The organism is Pseudomonas sp. RIT-PI-a (genome assembly GCF_001187875.1).
GTDB classification, from domain to species: domain Bacteria; phylum Pseudomonadota; class Gammaproteobacteria; order Pseudomonadales; family Pseudomonadaceae; genus Aquipseudomonas; species Aquipseudomonas coleopterorum.
In genome coordinates, this window is record NZ_LGIR01000001.1 from 119,209 (window position 1) to 138,485 (window position 19,277).

Consider the following 19,277-nt stretch of genomic DNA (forward strand, 5'->3'; position numbering starts at 1 on the left):
GTGTGAGGGTCAGCCGCGGTGACGGCCGCGGAAGTAGTTGATCAAGCCTTGGGTCGAAGCATCCTCGGCAGTCGTTTCGTTTTCACCGATCAGACGCTGGTAGACACCCTTGCCCAGTTCCTTGCCCAGTTCCACGCCCCACTGATCGAAGGCATTGATGCCCCACAGCACGCTCTGCACGAACACCTTGTGCTCATACATTGCAACCAGCGCGCCCAGGCGACGTGGGCTGATGCGCTCGACCACCAGGGTGTTGCTCGGACGGTTGCCGGGAATGACCTTGTGCGGCGCCAGCTTCTGCACGTCCTCCTCGGCCATGCCGCGTTCGCGCAGTTCGGCTTCCGACTCGCTGCGGCTCTTGCCCAGCATCAGCGCCTGGCTCTGCGACAGGCAGTTGGCGAACAGCCACTGATGGTGGTCGGCAACCGGGTTGAAGCTGACCACCGGGACGATGAAGTCGGCCGGGATCATGTGAGTGCCTTGATGCAGCAGCTGGTGATAGGCGTGCTGACCGTTGCAGCCGACGCCGCCCCAGATGACTGGGCCGGTGTCGATGTTCACCGGCGTGCCGTCCTGGCGCACGCTCTTGCCGTTGGATTCCATATCCAATTGCTGCAGGTGCTTGGTGATGTTGCGCAGGTAGTGGTCGTACGGCAGGATCGCGTGGCTCTTGGCATCCCAGAAGTTGCCGTACCACACGCCCAGCAGGGCCAGCAGCACCGGCATGTTCTGTTCGAACGGTGCCGACTGGAAATGCTGGTCCATGGTGTAGGCGCCCGACAGCAGCTCCTTGAAGTTGGCCATGCCGATCGACATGGCGATCGGCAAGCCGATGGCCGACCACAGCGAATAGCGCCCACCCACCCAGTCCCACATCGGGAAGATGTTTTCCTCGCGGATACCGAACTCCACAGCGGCGGCATTGTTGCTCGACACGGCGATGAAGTGACGGTACAGCTCGGCTTCCGAACCACCCTGTGCCAGGTACCAGCCCCGCGCGGCCTGGGCGTTCTTCAAGGTTTCCAGGGTGCTGAACGACTTGGAGGAAACGATGAACAGGGTCGTCTCGGCACGCAGCTTGGCCGACAGCTCGTGGAATTCGCTGCCGTCGATGTTGGCCAGGTAGTGACAGCGCACGCCTTTTTGCGCGTACGGCAGGAGGGCTTCGGAGACCAGCTCAGGGCCGAGGAAGGAGCCACCGATACCGATGTTCACCACGTCGGTGATCGGCTTCTCGGTATAGCCGCGCCACAGGCCGTCATGGATGCGCGTGACCAGCTCGGTGATCTGGTTGAGAACCTTGTGCACGTCCGGCATCACGTTGACGCCATTGACGTTGAGCTTGTCGCCAACCGGACGGCGCAGCGCGGTGTGCAGAGCCGGGCGACCTTCGGAAGCATTGAGCAGCTCGCCGGCGAACATCGCTTTGATGGCGCCTTGCAGATCCACTTCGTTGGCCAACTCGACCAACAGGTCGCGGGTCTGCGTGTCGATCAGGTTTTTCGAATAGTCGAGGAACAGGCCGCAGGCGCTCAGGGAGAAATGCTCGAAACGCTGAGGGTCGGCGTTGAAGGCATCGCGCATGCTGAAGTCTTTCATGGCAGCGCGGTGCTGGGTTAGCGCCTGCCAAGCGGGCAGGGTAGTCACATCGTGCGGGGTTCGGTAGTACGCCATCGCTGCAAATTTCCTTTTTCTTGAACTGCCTTTGGACATTGGAACGCTCGGCCGGTTGCGTGCCTGTTGCATCAAAAGATCCAACAGGCGGCCAGGGTCATTGCGGGCCACTGATCGGCTGCCAATGCACGGTTCGGACGCTGCACCACCTTAAACCGCCGCGCGCATTCTGTCTGCGCCTAGTGGCCGGTGCGTGAACGACTTTCGAGCGGTCGCGGTTCAGCCGTGCTGAGGATCGTGATCGAGGTCCAGGTGCAGGTTGTCGATCAATCGCGTGGTACCCAGGTTCGCTGCGACCAGAATGACCAGATCGCGGTCATCGGCAGTGGCCGGCCGCAGGGTCAGTGCGTGGCGTACTTCCAGGTACTCGGGCACGAAGCCCGCTTGGGCAATGACTTGCCTGGCCTGGTCCAGCAGCAGCGGATAGTCGCGACGGCCCTGGCTGATCTGTGCCGCTACCTGGCTGAGCACCTGGTACAGCAACGGTGCCTGGGCGCGTTGTTCTTCGCTCAGATAACCATTGCGCGACGACAGCGCCAGGCCGTCTTCGGCACGCACGGTCGGCTCACCGATAATCTGGATCGGCATGTTGAGATCGCGCACCAGCGCCCGAATGACCGCCAGTTGCTGATAGTCCTTCTGACCAAAGACGGCCAGATCTGGCTGGACCATGTTGAACAGCTTGCTGACTACCGTCGCCACGCCTTCGAAGTGGCCAGGACGGCTGGTGCCGCACAGACCTTCGGACAATTGCGGAACGCTCACACGGGTCTGCCCGGCCATGCCGTCGGGGTACATCTCGGCAGCCGAAGGTGAGAACAGCAGGCTGCAGCCTGCCTGCACTAGCCGCTCCTGATCGGCAGCCAGGGTACGCGGGTATTTGTCCAGATCTTCGCTGGGGCCGAACTGCAACGGGTTGACGAAGATACTGGCAACTACGAAATCGACACGCTGGGTGGCCTTGGCGACCAGCGCCGCATGGCCGCTGTGCAGGTTGCCCATGGTCGGCACCAGGCCGATACGCTTGCCTTCGCCACGAGCGCGGGCCACGGCGGCGCGCAGTTCACGGACGGTCTTGACGGTGTTCATGAGGCGAATCCATGTTCAGGTGCAGGGAAATCAACCGCCTTGACGGCGCTCACATAGGCGCGCAGGGCGCCTTGAATATCGCTCTGCCCGGTCATGAAGTTTTTCACGAAGCGTGGCACGCGGCCGCTCAACGACAGCCCGAGCATGTCGTGCAGTACCAAAACCTGGCCATCCACGGCGCTGCCGGCGCCGATGCCGATGACCGGAATCTTCACCGCCTGGGCAATGTCGGCTGCCAGTTCAACGGGCACGCACTCGAGCAGCAGCATGGCCGCGCCGGCCTGTTCCAGGGCGATGGCATCGGCACGCATCTGGCGTGCCTGGATATCCTGGCGTCCCTGCACCTTGTAGCCGCCGAGCAGGTTGACCGATTGTGGGGTCAGGCCCAGGTGGACACACGCGGGAACACCCCGCTCGGCGAGCAGGCGGACCGGCTCGGCGAGCCAGGCAGCCCCTTCGAGCTTGACCATGTGTGCCCCGGCCTGCATCAGCAAAGCGCTGTTGGCCAGCGTTTGCTCGCTGGTGGCATAGGCCATGAAAGGCAGGTCGGCCACGATGAACGCGCCTTGGTTGCCACGTTTAACGCTGCCCACATGGTAGGTCATGTCGGCAACGGTCACGGGCAATGTGCTGTCATGCCCCTGCAAAACCATGCCCAGCGAATCGCCCACCAGCAACACTTCGACACCCGCCGCACTGGCGGCATGGGCGAACGTCGCGTCGTAGCAGGTCAGCATGGTGATCTTTTCACCCTTGAGCTTGAGGCTCTGCAGGGTGGTCAGGGTGATTTCGGGCATGAAAAAAATCCTCGGACTGGCGCTGTGTCGACACAACATCATCTGTCGTGATGTTTGGAAACCCACGCATAAACGTTGGTTTCGCGCCGTTTGGCACCTCAGGGTGCAACGGGCCGCCTATAGTCGTGAGCACGACCGGGGAAGTCAATTGGGTTTAGGGCCTCTTCGCGGGCAGAGCCCACTCCCACAGGTCCGCGCGGAAGTCACTTATTTGTGCCCGGAGCCCAATCCCCAAGTCCATGTGGAAGCCACTTCTTTGTGCCTGTAACCCAATCCAACACGTTCTTTGTGGGAGCGGGGCGGGCGGCGAGCCCTCTGCCCGCGAAGAGACCTCACCGGCGCTACAGCTTCTCCAGCCCCACAAACGGGCAGGCAGCCAGAAGCGCGCGCAGGCTGCGGCCGTCCGCCAGCATGAAGCCCTCGTCAACCAGCTCGGCCAACGGATACAGCACGAACGCGCGCGCGTGCAGATGGTAGTGGGGCACCTTGAGGCGAGGCTCGTCGATCACCCGATCGGCGTAGGTGATGATGTCCAGGTCCAGAGTACGCGGCCCCCAGCGCTCGCCACGCTCACGGCCTTGCTCGCTTTCGATCGCCTGCAGTGCGTCGAGCAGCGTCAGTGGGACCAGTTCGGTGTCCAGCGCCACCACGGCATTGGTGTAGCGAGGCTGGCCGGGCAGCAATGAGTCGCTGGTATAGAACGATGAAGTTTCGACCAGTCGGGTATTCGGCAGCCCAGCCATGGCCTGCAGGGCATCACGCAGTTGCCGTTGCGGGCTGTCCAGATTGCTGCCCAGCCCGATGTGTACCCGCACCATGCTTATTCGTCGGCCTCGCCACGCTTGCTGCGTTTGGCGCCGGTACGACGACGCTTGCGTGGCGCGCCTGACTCGTCCTTGCCACCCAGGTCGGCGATCATGTCGCGGCGTTCACTGTCGTTGCAGTCCTGATAGTCGGTCCACCATTCGCCCAGGCCATCGGTTTCTTCGCCGGCCTTTTCGCGCAGCAGCAGAAAATCGTAGCCGGCGCGGAAACGTGGATTGTCGAGCAACAGGTCGGCGCGCTTGCCACTGCGCCGCGGCAGGCGTTCCTGCATGTCCCAGATCTCGCGGATCGGAATGGTGAAACGTTTGGGAATGGCGACGCGTTGGCACTGTTCGGCAATCAGCTCGTGCGCTGCCTCCTGCATCGCCGGGATCGGTGGCATGCCGCGGCTTTGCAGGCGCAGTACGCGCGCTGGCAGCGCCGGCCAGAGCAGGGCGGCGAACAGGAAGGCAGGGGTGACCGGCTTGCCCTGCTTGATGCGCAGGTCGGTATTGCGCAACGCCTCGCTGATCAGCGTGTGCGTGTAGGTCGGCGTGTCTTCCAGGGCCTGGGTGGTGGCCGGGAACAACGAGTCGAACAGTTGCAGATCGACCAGCATCTCGAAGGTATCGGCCGCGTAGCCGGACAGGAATAGCTTGAGCACTTCCTCGAACAGACGCGCCGAGGGTATCTCGCGCAGCATCGGAGCCAGTTCGCGAATCGGCGCAGCGGTGTGCTTCTCGATGCCGAAGTCCAGCTTGGCGGCGAAGCGCACGGCGCGCAGCATCCGCACCGGATCTTCCTGATAGCGCTGGGTCGGATCGCCGATCAGGCGAATCAGGCGGTTGCGCACATCGTGCACGCCATTGGCGTAGTCCAGGATCCGTTCGCTGACCGGATCGTAGTACAAGGCATTGATGGTCAGGTCGCGGCGCTGGGCGTCGTCTTCCAGGGTGCCGTAGACGTTGTCGCGCAGGATGCGCCCGCTTTCGCTGCTCGAGGAGCGATGGACATCCTGTTCGTCATCTTCTTCCGGATGATTGGCACGGAAGGTTGCGACTTCGATGATCTCGCGGCCGAAATGGATGTGTACGAGCTTGAAGCGCCGGCCGATCACGCGTGCGTTGCGGAACTCGGCACGGACCTGCTCGGGCGTGGCGCTGGTGGCGACGTCGAAATCCTTGGGCACGATGCCCAGCATGAGGTCACGTACGCAACCGCCTACCAGATAGGCCTGATAACCCGCGCTCTGCAGGCGCTCGACGATGCCCACGGCGTGGCGGCTGAACTGGCTGCGTTGCAGCGAGTGTTGACCAGCATTGAGCACTTCGGGCGTGGTGCGCCGGTGCTGCGGGTGACGCGCGGGAGTATTCAAAGACTTGAACAGCTTCTTCAGCATGGGATGCACTGTTTGAAGGGATTTTCGGCCATATACGAAGAACGACCGCATGATGGGCGGGGATTCTAGCATTTAGTCGAGGGATGGTGTAGGAGGCAGCGCCGGTCGGCGCAAGCGGCAGGACAAAAGCCGGAAACTACAAGGGGAGCCGAAGCTCCCCAAGAAGTAGTTGCGTGCTCTGTTTTTATTTTTTGTCGGGCTTCTTGTTTTTGTTGAGTGCCCTGTCCACCGAACCTGGGTTCGGGGGTGGCTCCCTATTCGGGAGCAAGAGCAAACGGATTGCTTTGGTCGCTGTGCTGTGATGATCGCGGTGATCCAACCAGTTCTGGCTTCTGCTTCAAAGCAGTTGTTGTAGTTCTCTGCCTGGCTGCGGGTTTCCCCAAAAACAACGCCTCTCCAAAAGAATCAGTTAGCTGCGCCTCCGCCGTGTTGTTCTTGTTATGCGTGAGTCGATTCGTCTTGTTCTTGTTATGGGTTTGCTTGCTTGTTGTTGTTCTTGTACCAGAGATATAGCAGGTCCCATGCCAACTTTTGCGCGTCCCTGTAGAACGGGGCTTTGCGGGTAAAAGGCCGGTGGTCGATGGTCAGAATCGACCCGGGATTCGTTACCGATGGAACCGTGTTTTGTTACGTCGCAGGCCTAGGGTAACAGTTTGTCACGGCTACCCGTCAAGCCGCGAAACCCGCGGGCTAGAGCTGAAACGTATCAGCTTTCACTGGCCACACTCGACTTGCGTCGCGGGATGCCCAGGCGTTGCCGACGCTCCCACAGACACTTGCGGCTGACGCCCAATTTGCGCGCCAATTCGGTCTCGGTCATGTGGTCTTGATGCTCCAGCACGAAGTGTTGGAAATAATCTTCCAGGGAAAGGTCTTCGGTGGGATCGTGAGCGGTGTTGTTCGCCCCGTTTGGTTGGGAAGGCAGGCCAACGAAGTCATCGGTGTCCTGCAGATCGGCGAGCTCGATGTCGATGCCCAGCAGTTCGGCCGATATTTCGGTGCTCTCGCTGAGGATCACCGAGCGCTCGACGGCATTTTCCAGTTCGCGCACGTTACCCGGCCAGGAGTACTGCCGAATCGCCTGCTCGGCATCGGCGGCGAAACGCAGGTCGGTACGTCCGATCCGGGCGCTCTGGCGAATCAGGAACGCCTTGGCGATCTCGCCGACATCGGCACCACGCTCGCGCAATGGCGGCAGCTTCAGTGCGATCACGTGCAGACGGTAGTAGAGGTCCTCACGGAACTGGCCCAGCTTGGCCAGGCTTTTCAGGTCGCGGTGAGTCGCGGCAATCAGGCGAACGTCGACTTTCTGCGACTGTACCGAGCCCACGCGGCGAATCTCGCCTTCCTGCAAGACCCTGAGCAGACGGGCCTGAGCCTCCAGGGGCAGCTCGCCGATCTCGTCGAGAAACAGCGTTCCGCCATCGGCGGCTTCGACCAGCCCGGCACGCCCGGCGCTGGCGCCGGTAAAGGCACCTTTCTCGTGGCCGAAGAGTTCGGACTCGATCAAGGTTTCCGGGATCGCGGCACAGTTGACCGAGATCATCGGTGCCTTCGCACGCTTGGACAGGTTGTGCAGGGCCCTAGCAACCAGTTCCTTGCCAGTGCCCGATTCGCCCTGGATCAACACGTTTGAATCGGTCGGCGCGACCTTGCGGATCTTGCTGTAGAGATCCTGCATGGGCGGGCAGGAGCCGATGATGCCGATATCGCCATTGGCGTTCTGCGCGGCTGGTTTGTCGGCGCCTGGCTTGTTTGCCGGCCGTTCGACGGCCACCGCCGGTGCGTTTTGCCGATCGCGCAGGATGCGTGCGGCAGCCTGGAGCATTTCATCGTGATCGAAGGGCTTGGCGATGTAGTCTACCGCGCCCATCTTCATCGAGTCGACCGCCGAGCGCAGGCTGGCGTAGCTGGTCATGATGAGTACCGGAGTGCCTTCGCCCAGCTTGATCAGCTCGGTGCCTGGCGCACCGGGCAGGCGCAGGTCGCTGATGATCAGGTCGAACGATGGAATGCTGAACCGCTCCTGTGCTTCCTGCACGGAGCCGGCCTCACTGACCTGATACTGGTTGCGTTCGAGCAGGCGACGCAGGGCAGATCGAATGATGGTTTCGTCTTCGACGATCAAAATATGCGGCATTGATTCTATTCTCTCGACGGTCTCAGTTCACAGCGGACGTCGCTTCGACATGACGCGGCAATGTCACCCGAATCCGGGTACCGCGCTGGCTCTGGATATCGGCCGGGCTGTCGATGGTGATCTGTCCATAATGCTCTTCAACGATGGAATAGACCAGAGCGAGCCCCAGTCCGGTCCCTTCGCCCGGATCCTTGGTGGTGAAGAACGGTTCGAATAACCGATCCATGATGTTCTTGGGAATGCCGCTGCCCTCGTCTTCGACGATGAGGTCGACGGTCTGTTCGCTCGCCTCGGTCTTGACGCGTACCGCGCCGCCGGCCACCGAGGCGTCCCGCGCATTGGACAACAGATTGATAAGCACCTGTGCCAGGCGTTGTGGATCGCCCACGGCCCAGTGCTCGGGGTCGCACAGGTTGTAGAACTGGATCTCGAAGTTGCGGCGGTTCAGGGCCAGCAGGCCAATGGCATCCTGCGCCACCTGGGCCAGGTTGACCGGCTCATCGCTGTGCTGGTGTCCACCGGCATGGGCAAAACTCATCAGCGACTGGACGATGCGCGACACGCGCTTGGTCTGTTCGAGAATCTGGCTGCTCAGTTCGGTGATCTCGGCGTCTTCCTCGCGCTCTTCGCGCAGGTTCTGCGCCAGGCAGGCGATGCCGGTGATCGGGTTGCCGATCTCGTGGGCCACCCCGGCCGCCAGCCTGCCGATGCTGGCCAGGCGTTCGGAATGCACCAGCTTGTCTTCGAGCATCTGCGTTTCGGTCAGATCCTCGACCAGCACCACCAGGCCACTGTTGCCCGGTGCCAGCGGCTCATCGATGGCGGCCTTGTGCAGGTTCAGCCAACGGGTCTGCCCATCCAGAGCCAGGCGCTGCTTGTGCAAGTGTTCGTCGGGCACGTTGATGAAGTCGATCAGCAGGCTGCGCCATGGCTGGCTGATGGTCACCAGGCGCGAGCCGACCACGTGCTGGGCAGGCACCCCGGTCAGGTCCTCCATGGCCTTGTTCCACATCAGGATCTCCTGATCCTTGGCCAGCGAGCAGACGCCCATGGGCAATTCCTGCAGGGTCTGGCGGTGGTAGCGACGCAGCGCGTCCAGCTCGGCGGCCAGGCCGGTCAGGCGCGAGTGGTAGTCTTCCAGGCGGCTTTCGATGAAGTGGATGTCTTCGGTCACATAGTTTTCGCTGCCCGACTTGTAGGGCAAAAACGTCTCGACCATGTCCTGGGCCACGCTAGGGCCCATGAGGCCGGACAGGTTGGCCTCGATCCGGTCACGCAGACGGCGCAAGGCGTAGGGCCGTCGCTCGTCGAAGGGCAGGTAGAGATCGCGCAGGGCTTGTTCCACCTCCCGCTGGGCAGCCTTGGCGCCCAGCGGTTTGGCCAGCTGCGTGGCGAACTCCTGGGGCGAGGCGGCGTGCAGCTCGCGGCGCTGCGGGCGGCGTACGTTGTCCACCGCACAGGCTTCGGCGGCACTGACCTCCTCGGTGCTGGCGGCGGTGAACAGCGAGATCAGCGTGAACAGCAAGACGTTGGCCGCCAGCGAAGCAATGGCTGCCATGTGCCAGCTGGTGTCGTCGAGCACGTAGATCATGTTCAAGCGCGGAATGTAGAAACCCTGCAGATTGCCGATCAGCGGCAGCAGCATGGTCACCATCCAGACCACCATGCCCGCCAACAGACCGGCGATGAATCCGCGGCGATTGGCCGTGGGCCAGTACAGCACCGACAGCACACCCGGCAGGAACTGCAGCGTGGCCACGAAGGCGACGATACCCAAGTGAGCCAGGTCCTGCTTGGCGCCCAGCAGCAGGTAGAAGGCATAGCCGGCCATGATGATGGCGACGATCAAGGCTCGACGCGTCCACTTCAGCCAGCGGTAGATATTGCCCTCGGCCGGCGGCTGGTACAGCGGTAGCACCAAGTGGTTGAGCATCATGCCCGACAGCGCCAGGGTGGTGACGATGATCAGCCCACAGGACGCAGAGAGCCCGCCGACGTACGCCAGCAGCGCCAGCGCCTGGCTGTTGGCGGCGATGCCGACCCCCAGCGTGAAGAATTCCGGGTTGGTGGTGACGCCCAGACGCAGACCGGCCCAGAGGATCAGCGGCACCGCCAGACTCATCAGCAATAGGAACAGCGGCAGCCCCCAACTGGCGCTGACCAGCGCACGCGGGTTGAGGTTCTCGGTGAAGACCATGTGGTACATGTGCGGCATGACGATCGCCGACGCGAAGAACACCAGCAGCAGCGTGCGCCAGGGCCCCTCTTGCAGGGGCGCATGCAGCGAAGCCAGCGCGGTCTGGTTCTGCAGCAACCATTGCTCCAGATCGTGCGGGCCGTCGAATACACCGTACAGGGCGTATAGGCCGATACCGCCCACCGCGATCAGCTTGATCACCGATTCGAAGGCAATGGCGAACACCAGTCCCTCGTGCTTCTCGCGGGTCGCGATATGACGCGACCCGAAAAAGATCGTGAACAAAGTGATGAGCACGCAGAAACTCAGCGCCACTCGATTCTGCACCAGCTCGCCGGTCATGATGCCAATGGAATCGGCAACCGCTTGAATCTGCAGCGCCAGCAGCGGCAGTACGCCGACCAGCATGAACACGGTAGTCAGCGCGCCGGCCCAGGTGCTGCGGAAGCGAAAGGCGAACAGGTCGGCCAGCGATGACAGCTGATAGGTGCGCGTGACCTTGAGTATCGGATACAGCAGCACCGGCGCCAGCAGAAAGGCGCCGGACACTCCCAGGTAGCAGGCCAGAAAACCATAGCCATACTGATAGGCCAGGCCAACCGTGCCATAGAATGCCCAGGCGCTGGCGTAGACGCCCAGTGACAGGGTGTAGGTCAACGGATGGCGAATGATCGCCCGCGCGATCATGCCGCGTTCGCTGACCCAGGCTACCGCGAACAGCACCAGCAGGTAGGCCGCGCTGACCAGCAACATCTGGGTAAGGCTAAAGCTCATCGGCATCACGCTGGCTCTGCAGGATAAAGGTCACCACGATCAGAATCAGCCATAGCAGGTAGGGTCGATACCACGCACCGGTGGGCTCGATCCACCAGTCCATGATGGCGGGGGAGAACAGGTAGATCCCCACCACCAGAAGCAGGACCAATCGATAGATGTACATGCTGGCCTCGGGGTAGGGTCGTGTGCAAAAACGGTGCGGCGATGGTAGCGGATCGGCGTGTCGCTGCGAAGGGGCGGGTATGACCCGGCTGCCGATCACTCGCCCAGCTGCGCCTCTGCCACCGTGCGCACACGGGGAATCGCATCACTGTTCCAATGCGCCACGCCCCAGCCCAGCACATCCTGAACGCTGCCGTCGGCCAGATCGGCCTCAGGTGCCTGGCCCAGCGCGCGCAGGGCCCGCACCAGCAGGGGAGCTGCCTGATCCGGATCCAGGGGAGGAGATCGGTAACTTTTGCCCAGCTTGTTGCCATCGGGCTGGATGATCAGAGGGACATGCAGGTACCGCGGTTGCGGTAACCCCAGCAACTCCTGCAGATACAGATGGCGCGGTGTCGAATCCAGCAGGTCGGCACCGCGAACGATATCCGTCACCCCCTGCCAGGCATCGTCCAGCACCACCGCCAGTTGATAGGCATACAGACCGTCGCGACGACGGATGACGAAGTCCCCCGACTCGCGGCCCAAATGCTGCGAATACGCACCCTGCACTCGGTCCTCGAAGCGATACAGCAGTTCCGGAACGCGCACGCGGATGGCTGCATCCTCGGTCGTGTGCCCGGCATTGCGACAGGTGCCGGGATAGATGCCTTGATAGGGTTCCAGCTGTTTGCGCGAGCAGGTACAGGCATAGGCCAGCCCCTGCGCGAGCAAGCGGTCGATCACCTGCTGGTAGGCGTCATGACGCAGGCTTTGATAGACCACCTCGCCATCCCAGTGCAACCCGTAGCTGTCCAGCGTCTGGAGGATGGCTGCCTGGGCACCGGCGACTTCCCGCGGCGGATCGAGGTCCTCCATGCGCACCAGCCAGCGACCGCCCGCAGCGCGTGCGTCCAGCCAGGACGCCAGGGCGGCCACCAGGGAGCCGAAATGCAGGTAGCCGCTCGGAGTCGGGGCGAAGCGACCTATATAAGGAGGGGTTGTCATGGGCGCAGGATTCTACGGGCAATACAGATACAAAGGGGCGCCATGGCGCCCCTTTGTCGACAGGTCATTTGCCGACCTGTTTTTCCTTGATTTCCGCCAAGGTCTTGCAGTCGATGCACAGATCGGCGGTCGGACGTGCCTCAAGGCGGCGAATGCCGATCTCGATGCCGCAGGATTCGCACCAGCCGTACTCTTCGTCTTCGATCAACTGCAGCGTCTTGTCGATCTTCTTGATCAACTTGCGTTCACGATCGCGAGCGCGCAATTCGAGGCTGAATTCCTCTTCCTGACTGGCCCGATCGGCCGGGTCAGGAAAGTTGGCGGCTTCGTCCTTCATGTGGTCGACGGTGCGATCCACTTCCTGCATCAAGTCCTGTTTCCACTTGTTCAGGATCTTGGTGAAGTGAGCACGCATCGGCTTGCCCATGTACTCCTCGCCCTTCGTCGGAACGTAGGGAGCGAAACCGGACAAGTTGCCAGTGTTTTGTTGCTTTTCATTGGTGGGCATGAATCAACCGCCTCTCGCTCTACTAACCCATTGCGCAGGATGATCCTTCCCCGGCACCCGCCGGCCCTGCGACTGCAAGCCGGCGAACTTACCAGATCGAACCAGCACGCGCTACTCCCGGTTGTCGTGCCTGGAACGCCTGCGTCGCAGGCACGATGTGGTGGGTTTCGATCGCGCGTTCGGTGAAACGTTCGATGCGAAGGTTCGGTAGAATCGGCTTTTTTCGCTGCCACAAGGAATCCCCATGGCTCCGCTCTACAGCGCACGCAGTCGCGCCATCGAACCGTTTCACGTGATGGCGCTACTGGCCCGGGCCAATGAACTGCAGAGCCAGGGGCACGATGTGATCCACCTGGAAATCGGCGAGCCGGACTTCACCACGGCCGCCCCCATCGTTGCTGCCGGACAGGCCGCATTGGCCGCCGGGCATACCCGCTACACCGCTGCACGGGGGCTGCCGGCGCTGCGCGAAGCCATCGCCGGCTTCTATCGACAGCGCTACGGCCTGGACATCGATCCCCAGCGCATCATGATCACCCCGGGCGGCTCGGGCGCCTTGCTGCTGGCGGCCAGCCTGCTGGTCGATCCCGGCAAGCACTGGCTTCTGGCCGACCCCGGCTACCCGTGCAATCGGCACTTCCTGCGCCTGGTCGAAGGTGCTGCCCAACTGGTCCCGGTGGGTCCTGAGCAGCGTTATCAACTCAACGCCCAGCTGGTGGCGCAGCATTGGGACGAGCACAGCGTCGGAGCCTTGGTGGCGTCCCCGGCCAACCCCACCGGCACGTTACTGGATCGCGACGAATTGCGTGCCTTGAGTCAGGCCGTGAAGGATCGCCAAGGCCATCTTGTGGTCGACGAGATCTATCACGGTTTGACCTATGGCACGACCGCCGCCAGTGTGCTGGAAGTGGATGACGATGCCTTCGTCCTAAATAGTTTTTCCAAGTATTTCGGGATGACCGGTTGGCGCCTCGGCTGGCTGGTTGCACCCCCACAGGCTATCCCCGAACTGGAAAAACTGGCGCAGAACCTGTACATCAGCGCCCCGAGCATGGCGCAGCATGCGGCACTGGCCTGCTTCGAGCCGGCCACGCTGGAGATCTTCGAACAGCGCCGCGAAGCATTCGGCCAGCGCCGCGATTATCTGTTGCCTGCGCTGCGCGACTTGGGCTTCGCCATTGCCGTCGAGCCTGAAGGCGCCTTCTACCTGTACGCCGATATCAGTGCATTCAGCGACGATGCCTTCGCATTCTGCCAATACTTCCTGGAAACCGAGCATGTGGCCTTCACGCCGGGGCTGGATTTCGGTCGTCACAAAGCGGGCCACCATGTCCGCTTCGCCTACACCCAGAGCCTTCCGCGTCTGGAACAGGCCGTGACGCGGATCGCTCGTGGCCTGCAAAGCTGGCAGGCAAGATGATCTTCTCGCCAGCCTTGGAACAAGGGCGTCTGATCCAGCGCTACAAGCGGTTTCTTGCCGACATCGAGCTTGAAGACGGCGAGCGGCTGACCATTCACTGCCCCAATACCGGCTCGATGCTCAACTGCATGATGCCCGGCGGTCGCGTCTGGTTCACGCGTTCGAGCGACCCCAAACGCAAGTTGCCGGGTACCTGGGAGATCAGTGAAACGCCGCAGGGCCGATTGGCCTGCATCAATACTGCGCGGGCCAATGCGCTGGTAGAGGAAGCGTTGATCGCCGGCAGGATAGCGGAGCTGGCCGGATTCTCTGCACTCAAGCGCGAGGTGCCCTATGGCCAGGAGCGCAGCCGTATCGACTTCCGTCTGGATTACCCGGATGGCTGCGCGTGGGTCGAAGTGAAGAGCGTAACCCTGGGCTTTGCCGACAGCCGCATCGCAGCGTTCCCCGATGCCGTGACCCAGCGAGGCGCCAAGCACCTGCGTGAATTGGCCGCGCTGGCCCGCAGCGGCGTGCGCGCTGTGCAGCTGTATTGCGTCAACATCGATGGCGTGGACGCCGTAAGACCGGCGTCGGAGATCGACGCAGGCTACGCGCTGGCGTTGCGCCAGGCGGTGGATGCCGGTGTCGAGGTGTTGGCCTATGGTGTGCATCTGGATTCCCACGAGATCGTCATCGACCGTTCTCTGCCGGTGATCTTGTAACCCTCGTGGGGCAGGGCGCTATGGATCTCCGGGCAAAAAAAGACCCGGCAAAGTGCCGGGTCAATAACCGTGATTAGCCTGATGAGGAGACATCTGAAAGTCCGAACCAAGGGCCTTCCAGAGATCACCAGTCTCGCGACTGGATGTGATAATCATAACTATTCTCATTTAAGAGTCAAGTGCTCTGCGCATTTATTTGCGTTGGCTGTGCAAAATGGTTGCTAGAACCTGCCCGGAGGCAGCAGGGCCGCGACCTGACGGTTCAGGCTTTGCTTGCGTTCGCATGACAATTCGCTCCAGTGCACATCCCGCAACGCTCCCTCGATCGCGTAGAGAAGCACCTTCGAAGCGCGAAAGCCGCGATGCCTCACCGCGCAGTACGCCTGTACGGCACCTGCCCGGCGAAGATCGGTAGCATTGTGGATACCGACAGCATGAAGCCATTGAGCGGAGGTCTTGCCCAGATTCTTCAGGGCCAGAAGTTCATCGGTCATCAAACCTCCTGGCGTCGGCCAAGGCATGAGAGGGGGAACGATGGGGCAGGCAGCAGCAAACAGTGTAGCGGCGGCAGACCGGCGTGCCGCGTGGCCGGTCTGCTCGGATCGAGCGCTAAGGTGTGTTACAGCCCTGGCAGGCGTTGGCGGATCTGCTCCACCAATTTGTCCAGACTGCCGCTTTCATGGGTTTCCACGCGACGGGTCTGCAGCAGCTCGGCCTCGCTCAAGGGTTCGCGGCTCGCCTGCTGAGCGTCGATCACCGCCTGGGTGGCATCGGAAGGGTCGTCGGAGTGGGCCTGACGCTGCTGCAGCCAGCTGGAAATCACCGCTGCCGGCGCGTTGCAATCCAGGATCAGGAACGGCACCCCGGTGGACTCGGCGATCTGCGCCGCTGCCGCGCGTTGCTCGGCTTTGAGGTACGTCGCGTCTATCACCACCGGCAGGCCGGCGCGCAGTACGTGTTCCGCCAGCTTATGCAGGTGAAGGTAGGTCGCTTCGCTGGTGCTGGCGTCATACAGGCCCGTCTCGGCGGTCTGGGTGCCGAACAGGCGCTTGCGCTCCACGTCCGAGCGCAGGCGGATCGCACCCAGCGCCTCGACCAGGCGCAGAGCGACGTGACTCTTGCCCACTGCCGATACGCCGCTGGTTATGGCCAGGAAGCGCGAAGGGATGGCGCTGTAGCTTTCCGCCAGGTTGGCGTAGTTGCGGTACTGGCGCAGCGTCGTTGCGCGCTGCACACCGGTGGCGTCCGGTGACAGGCTGAACAGCGCCACCTTGGCCCGCACCAGCGCGCGGTAGGCCTTGTAGAAGTTCAGCAGTTCGAGGCCTTGGTAATCACCGGTCAGTTCCAAGTAATGACTGATGAAGCGTCGCGCCAGGCTCTTCAGACCGCGGTCTTCCAGGTCCATGGCCAGGAAGGCGATGTCGGCATAGACGTCGGTGAACCGGAACGGCTCGTTGAACTCGATGCAGTCGAAGATCACCACTTCGCCATCGATGACGGTAGCGTTGCCCAAGTGGATGTCACCATGGCACTCGCGGATGAACCCTTCTTGCTTGCGCAGCGCCAGCAGCGGTTCCAGGCGCACATAACTGCTTTGTGCCCAGGCCTGCAAGGCATCCAGCTGGGCCAGGTCATCCTTGTCGGTGAGGAACGGGCGAATCTGTTCGAAGTTCTGTTCGACCGGAGCCATCGCCGCCTTCGGCGTGCCGGCTTCGTGCGTATCGGCGACCACGGGGGCCGCACGATGGAAATCGGCAATCTGCCGCGCCAGAGAATCCACGTGCGCCTGGGTCAGTTCACCGTTGGCCTGCAGCGTGCTCAACAGATTGCCACCCTCGAACTGGCGCATCAGCAGTGCGTATTCGATCGGCTCACCTTCGCCGCCCAGCGCAGGTGCTTCCGCGCTGCCGGTGATCGGCAGCACCTGCAGGTACAGATCGCAGGTCAGGCGCTGATTGAGGCGCAGCTCCTCGGCGCAGAAGTGGGCGCGATCGGCCAGTGCGGAGAAGTCCAGAAAGCCGAAGTTCATCGGTTTCTTGATCTTGTAGGCGTAGGGGCCGGTCAGTATCACCCAGGAAATGTGCGTCTCGATGACCTGGAACCCTTCCACCGGATGCGGGTACAGGGCCGGGTTTTGCAGGGCGGCGATCAGGGTCTGGCTCACAGGCGATCCTTCATAGGCTGGGATGATTTCAAGGCCGTCATTATGGCCAGTGTCTGCGGTGATGCAAACCGCCAACGGTCCCTGCCCGCGACAAATCAAAGTGCGTATAATCCGCCGCCATGACTCGAACCCGATCTTCCCGTACCCCTAAAAAACCCCCATCTGGCGGCCTGCGCACCTGGCTCGGCTGGGGCCTCAAGCTGGGCCTGGTAGGCCTGGTGATCCTCGCCGGCTTCGCCGTTTACCTGGACGCGGTTGTCCAGGAGAAATTCTCCGGCAAGCGCTGGACCATCCCGGCCAAGGTGTACGCCCGCCCGCTGGAATTGTTCGTCGGCCAGAAGCTGGCCAAGAATGATTTCCTGACCGAGCTCGATGCGCTCGGCTACCGTCGGCAAACCACCGTCGATGGTCCGGGCACCGACTCGGTCAATGGCAATACGGTCGACCTGAACACCCGTGGCTTCCAGTTCTACGAAGGGCTGGAGCAGCCCCAGGCCGTGCGTGTGAAGTTCTCCGGCGATTACGTCTCGGAACTCAGCGGCAGCGGTGGCAAGAAGGTCGCAGTAGTGCGTCTCGAACCGTTGCTGATCGGTGGCCTGTACCCGAAAAACCTCGAGGACCGCATTCTGATCAAGCTCGATCAAGTGCCACCTTATCTGCTCGACACCCTGGTGACCGTCGAGGATCGCGACTTCTACCACCACTTTGGCGTCTCGCCCAAGTCCATCGCCCGCGCCATCTGGGTCAATACCTCCTCCGGCGCCATGCGCCAGGGTGGCAGTACCCTGACCCAGCAGTTGGTGAAGAACTTCTACCTGACCAACGAGCGCAGCCTTACCCGCAAGCTGACCGAAGCGATGATGGCGGTGCTGCTGGAATTGCACTACGACAAGGGCGAAATCCTCGAGGCCTATCTCAACGAGGTCTTCGTCGGCCAGGACGGCCAGCGCGCCGTGCACGGCTTCGGTCTGGCCAGCCAGTTCTTCTTCAGTCAGCCGTTGTCCGAGCTCAAGCTGCACCAAGTGGCATTGCTGGTGGGTATGGTCAAGGGCCCGTCCTCCTATAACCCGCGGCGCAATCCCGAGCGTGCCCTGGAACGCCGCAACCTGGTGCTCGACCTGCTGGCGCAGCAGGGCGTGGCGACTCAGGAGGCGGTCGACGCCGCCAAGAAGATGCCCTTGGGCGTGACCAAGCGCGGCAGCCTGGCGGACAGCTCCTTCCCCGGCTTCCTCGACCTCGTCAAGCGCCAGTTGCGCGACGATTATCGCGACGAAGACTTGACCGAAGAAGGCCTGCGGATATTCACCAGTTTCGACCCGATCCTGCAGATGAAGGCCGAATCGTCGGTTACCGACACCTTCAAACGCCTGGCCGGGCGCAAAGGCGCCGATGAAGTCGAGGCGGCCATGGTCGTGACCAACCCCGAAAGCGGCGAAGTGCAGGCTTTGGTCGGCAGCCGCGTACCGGGTTTCGCCGGTTTCAACCGCGCGCTTGATGCAGTGCGTCCCATCGGCTCGCTGATCAAGCCGGCGGTGTATTTGACCGCGCTGGAGCAGCCAAGCAAATACACTCTGACCAGTTGGGTGCAGGACGTACCGTTTTCGGTCAAGGGCGCAGACGGTCAGATCTGGAAGCCGCAGAACTACGAACGCAATTCCAATGGCACGGTGTTCCTGTATCAGGGCCTCGCCCATTCCTACAACCTGTCGACGGCCCGTCTGGGCCTGGATCTGGGCGTGCCCAACGTGCTTAAGACCCTCGGCAAGCTGGGCGTACAGGTCGACTGGCCCGCCTACCCATCGATGTTGCTGGGGGCGGGCGGCCTGGCGCCGATGCAGGTGGCAACCATGTACCAGACCTTGGCCAATGGCGGTTTCAATACGCCGATGCGGGGCATCCGCAGCGTACTCACGGCCGAAGGCGAACCGCTCAAGCGCTACCCGTTCCAGATCCAGCAGCGCTTCGACCCGGCCTCCATCTACCTAATCCAGAACGCCATGCAGCGGGTGATGCGCGAAGGCACCGGACGTTCGGTCTACAACGTGCTGCCGAGCAATCTGAATCTGGCCGGCAAGACCGGCACCAGTAACGACTCGCGCGACAGCTGGTTCGCCGGCTTCAGCCAGGACGTGTTGGCCGTGGTCTGGTTGGGCCGTGACGACAACGGCAAGACGCCGTTCACCGGCGCCACCGGTGCGCTGCAGGTCTGGACCAGCTTCATGAAGAAAGCCGATCCGCTGCCGCTGGATACACCGGTGCCGGAAAACATCGTGCAAGCCTGGGTCGACGCCAAGACCGGACAGGGCTCTGACGCAAGCTGCCCCAACGCCGTGCAGATGCCGTATATTCGCGGCAGCGAACCGACTCCAGGCACCGCATGCGGCGGCGCCAATCCGGCCACCGACGATTCGGTGATGGACTGGGTCAAAGGCTGGTTGAACTAAGCGAAGGGGAA

At 62.3% G+C, this 19,277-nt stretch carries 15 protein-coding genes; 3 read left to right on the forward strand and 12 right to left on the reverse strand.

From position 1 onward, the window contains the following. Positions 1 to 9: 9 nt before the first annotated feature. The 10 genes from pgi to dksA form a co-directional block, all read right to left on the reverse strand. Complete coding sequence (gene pgi, locus AC788_RS00480) at positions 10 to 1,674, reverse strand: glucose-6-phosphate isomerase (RefSeq protein WP_049858677.1); 1,665 nt, start codon at positions 1,672 to 1,674, stop codon at positions 10 to 12. Between the two features lie 219 nt (positions 1,675 to 1,893). Next, positions 1,894 to 2,763: a pantoate--beta-alanine ligase gene (panC, locus tag AC788_RS00485; RefSeq protein ID WP_049858678.1), complete on the reverse strand. Its 870-nt coding sequence runs from the start codon at positions 2,761 to 2,763 to the stop codon at positions 1,894 to 1,896. Next, positions 2,760 to 3,560 (reverse strand): 3-methyl-2-oxobutanoate hydroxymethyltransferase, encoded by an 801-nt coding sequence (gene panB, locus AC788_RS00490; RefSeq protein ID WP_049858679.1) that lies wholly within the window; start codon positions 3,558 to 3,560, stop codon positions 2,760 to 2,762. Before panB ends, panC begins: the two co-directional genes overlap by 4 nt. A 341-nt stretch (positions 3,561 to 3,901) precedes the next feature. Continuing rightward, positions 3,902 to 4,378 carry a 2-amino-4-hydroxy-6-hydroxymethyldihydropteridine diphosphokinase gene (folK, locus tag AC788_RS00495; RefSeq protein ID WP_049858680.1) on the reverse strand — a complete coding sequence of 159 codons (477 nt, stop codon included), beginning with the start codon at positions 4,376 to 4,378 and terminating at the stop codon, positions 3,902 to 3,904. A 2-nt stretch (positions 4,379 to 4,380) separates the two neighbouring features. After that, a complete protein-coding gene (locus tag AC788_RS00500) occupies positions 4,381 to 5,763 on the reverse strand; it encodes a polynucleotide adenylyltransferase PcnB (RefSeq protein ID WP_049858681.1) in 1,383 nt (460 codons plus the stop codon). A gap of 706 nt (positions 5,764 to 6,469) precedes the next feature. Beyond that, positions 6,470 to 7,903 (reverse strand): sigma-54-dependent transcriptional regulator, encoded by a 1,434-nt coding sequence (locus AC788_RS00505; RefSeq protein WP_049858682.1) that lies wholly within the window; start codon positions 7,901 to 7,903, stop codon positions 6,470 to 6,472. Positions 7,904 to 7,925: 22 nt separating this feature from the next. Beyond that, a complete protein-coding gene (locus tag AC788_RS00510) occupies positions 7,926 to 10,880 on the reverse strand; it encodes a sensor histidine kinase (RefSeq protein ID WP_161804276.1) in 2,955 nt (984 codons plus the stop codon). Beyond that, positions 10,864 to 11,040, reverse strand: a complete 177-nt coding sequence (locus AC788_RS21520; RefSeq protein ID WP_003250005.1) for a hypothetical protein — start codon at positions 11,038 to 11,040, stop codon at positions 10,864 to 10,866. The genes AC788_RS00510 and AC788_RS21520 overlap by 17 nt, the downstream gene beginning before the upstream one ends. A 95-nt stretch (positions 11,041 to 11,135) precedes the next feature. Next, on the reverse strand, positions 11,136 to 12,026 hold the full coding sequence (gluQRS, locus tag AC788_RS00520) for a tRNA glutamyl-Q(34) synthetase GluQRS (RefSeq protein WP_049858683.1): 891 nt from the start codon (positions 12,024 to 12,026) through the stop codon (positions 11,136 to 11,138). Positions 12,027 to 12,090: 64 nt separating this feature from the next. Further along, the gene (gene dksA, locus AC788_RS00525; RefSeq protein WP_049858684.1) at positions 12,091 to 12,534 is read right to left on the reverse strand and encodes an RNA polymerase-binding protein DksA; all 444 of its coding nucleotides are present in this window, start codon (positions 12,532 to 12,534) and stop codon (positions 12,091 to 12,093) included. Positions 12,535 to 12,778: 244 nt separating this feature from the next. On the opposite strand from dksA, the gene AC788_RS00530 reads away from it, so the two are divergent. After that, the gene (locus AC788_RS00530) at positions 12,779 to 13,954 is read left to right on the forward strand and encodes a pyridoxal phosphate-dependent aminotransferase (protein WP_049858685.1); all 1,176 of its coding nucleotides are present in this window, start codon (positions 12,779 to 12,781) and stop codon (positions 13,952 to 13,954) included. Beyond that, complete coding sequence (sfsA, locus tag AC788_RS00535; protein ID WP_049858686.1) at positions 13,951 to 14,658, forward strand: DNA/RNA nuclease SfsA; 708 nt, start codon at positions 13,951 to 13,953, stop codon at positions 14,656 to 14,658. Before AC788_RS00530 ends, sfsA begins: the two co-directional genes overlap by 4 nt. A gap of 221 nt (positions 14,659 to 14,879) precedes the next feature. Here sfsA and AC788_RS00540 read toward each other — a convergent pair whose 3' ends face one another. Both AC788_RS00540 and AC788_RS00545 read right to left on the reverse strand, forming a co-directional pair. Next, a complete protein-coding gene (locus tag AC788_RS00540) occupies positions 14,880 to 15,152 on the reverse strand; it encodes a TfoX/Sxy family protein (protein WP_049858687.1) in 273 nt (90 codons plus the stop codon). A gap of 125 nt (positions 15,153 to 15,277) precedes the next feature. Continuing rightward, on the reverse strand, positions 15,278 to 16,822 hold the full coding sequence (locus AC788_RS00545; RefSeq protein WP_049858688.1) for a bifunctional aminoglycoside phosphotransferase/ATP-binding protein: 1,545 nt from the start codon (positions 16,820 to 16,822) through the stop codon (positions 15,278 to 15,280). A 119-nt stretch (positions 16,823 to 16,941) separates the two neighbouring features. Here AC788_RS00545 and mrcB point away from each other — a divergent pair, with 119 nt between their 5' ends. Further along, positions 16,942 to 19,266 carry a penicillin-binding protein 1B gene (gene mrcB / locus AC788_RS00550; protein WP_049858689.1) on the forward strand — a complete coding sequence of 775 codons (2,325 nt, stop codon included), beginning with the start codon at positions 16,942 to 16,944 and terminating at the stop codon, positions 19,264 to 19,266. The last annotated feature ends 11 nt before the right edge of the window (positions 19,267 to 19,277 follow it).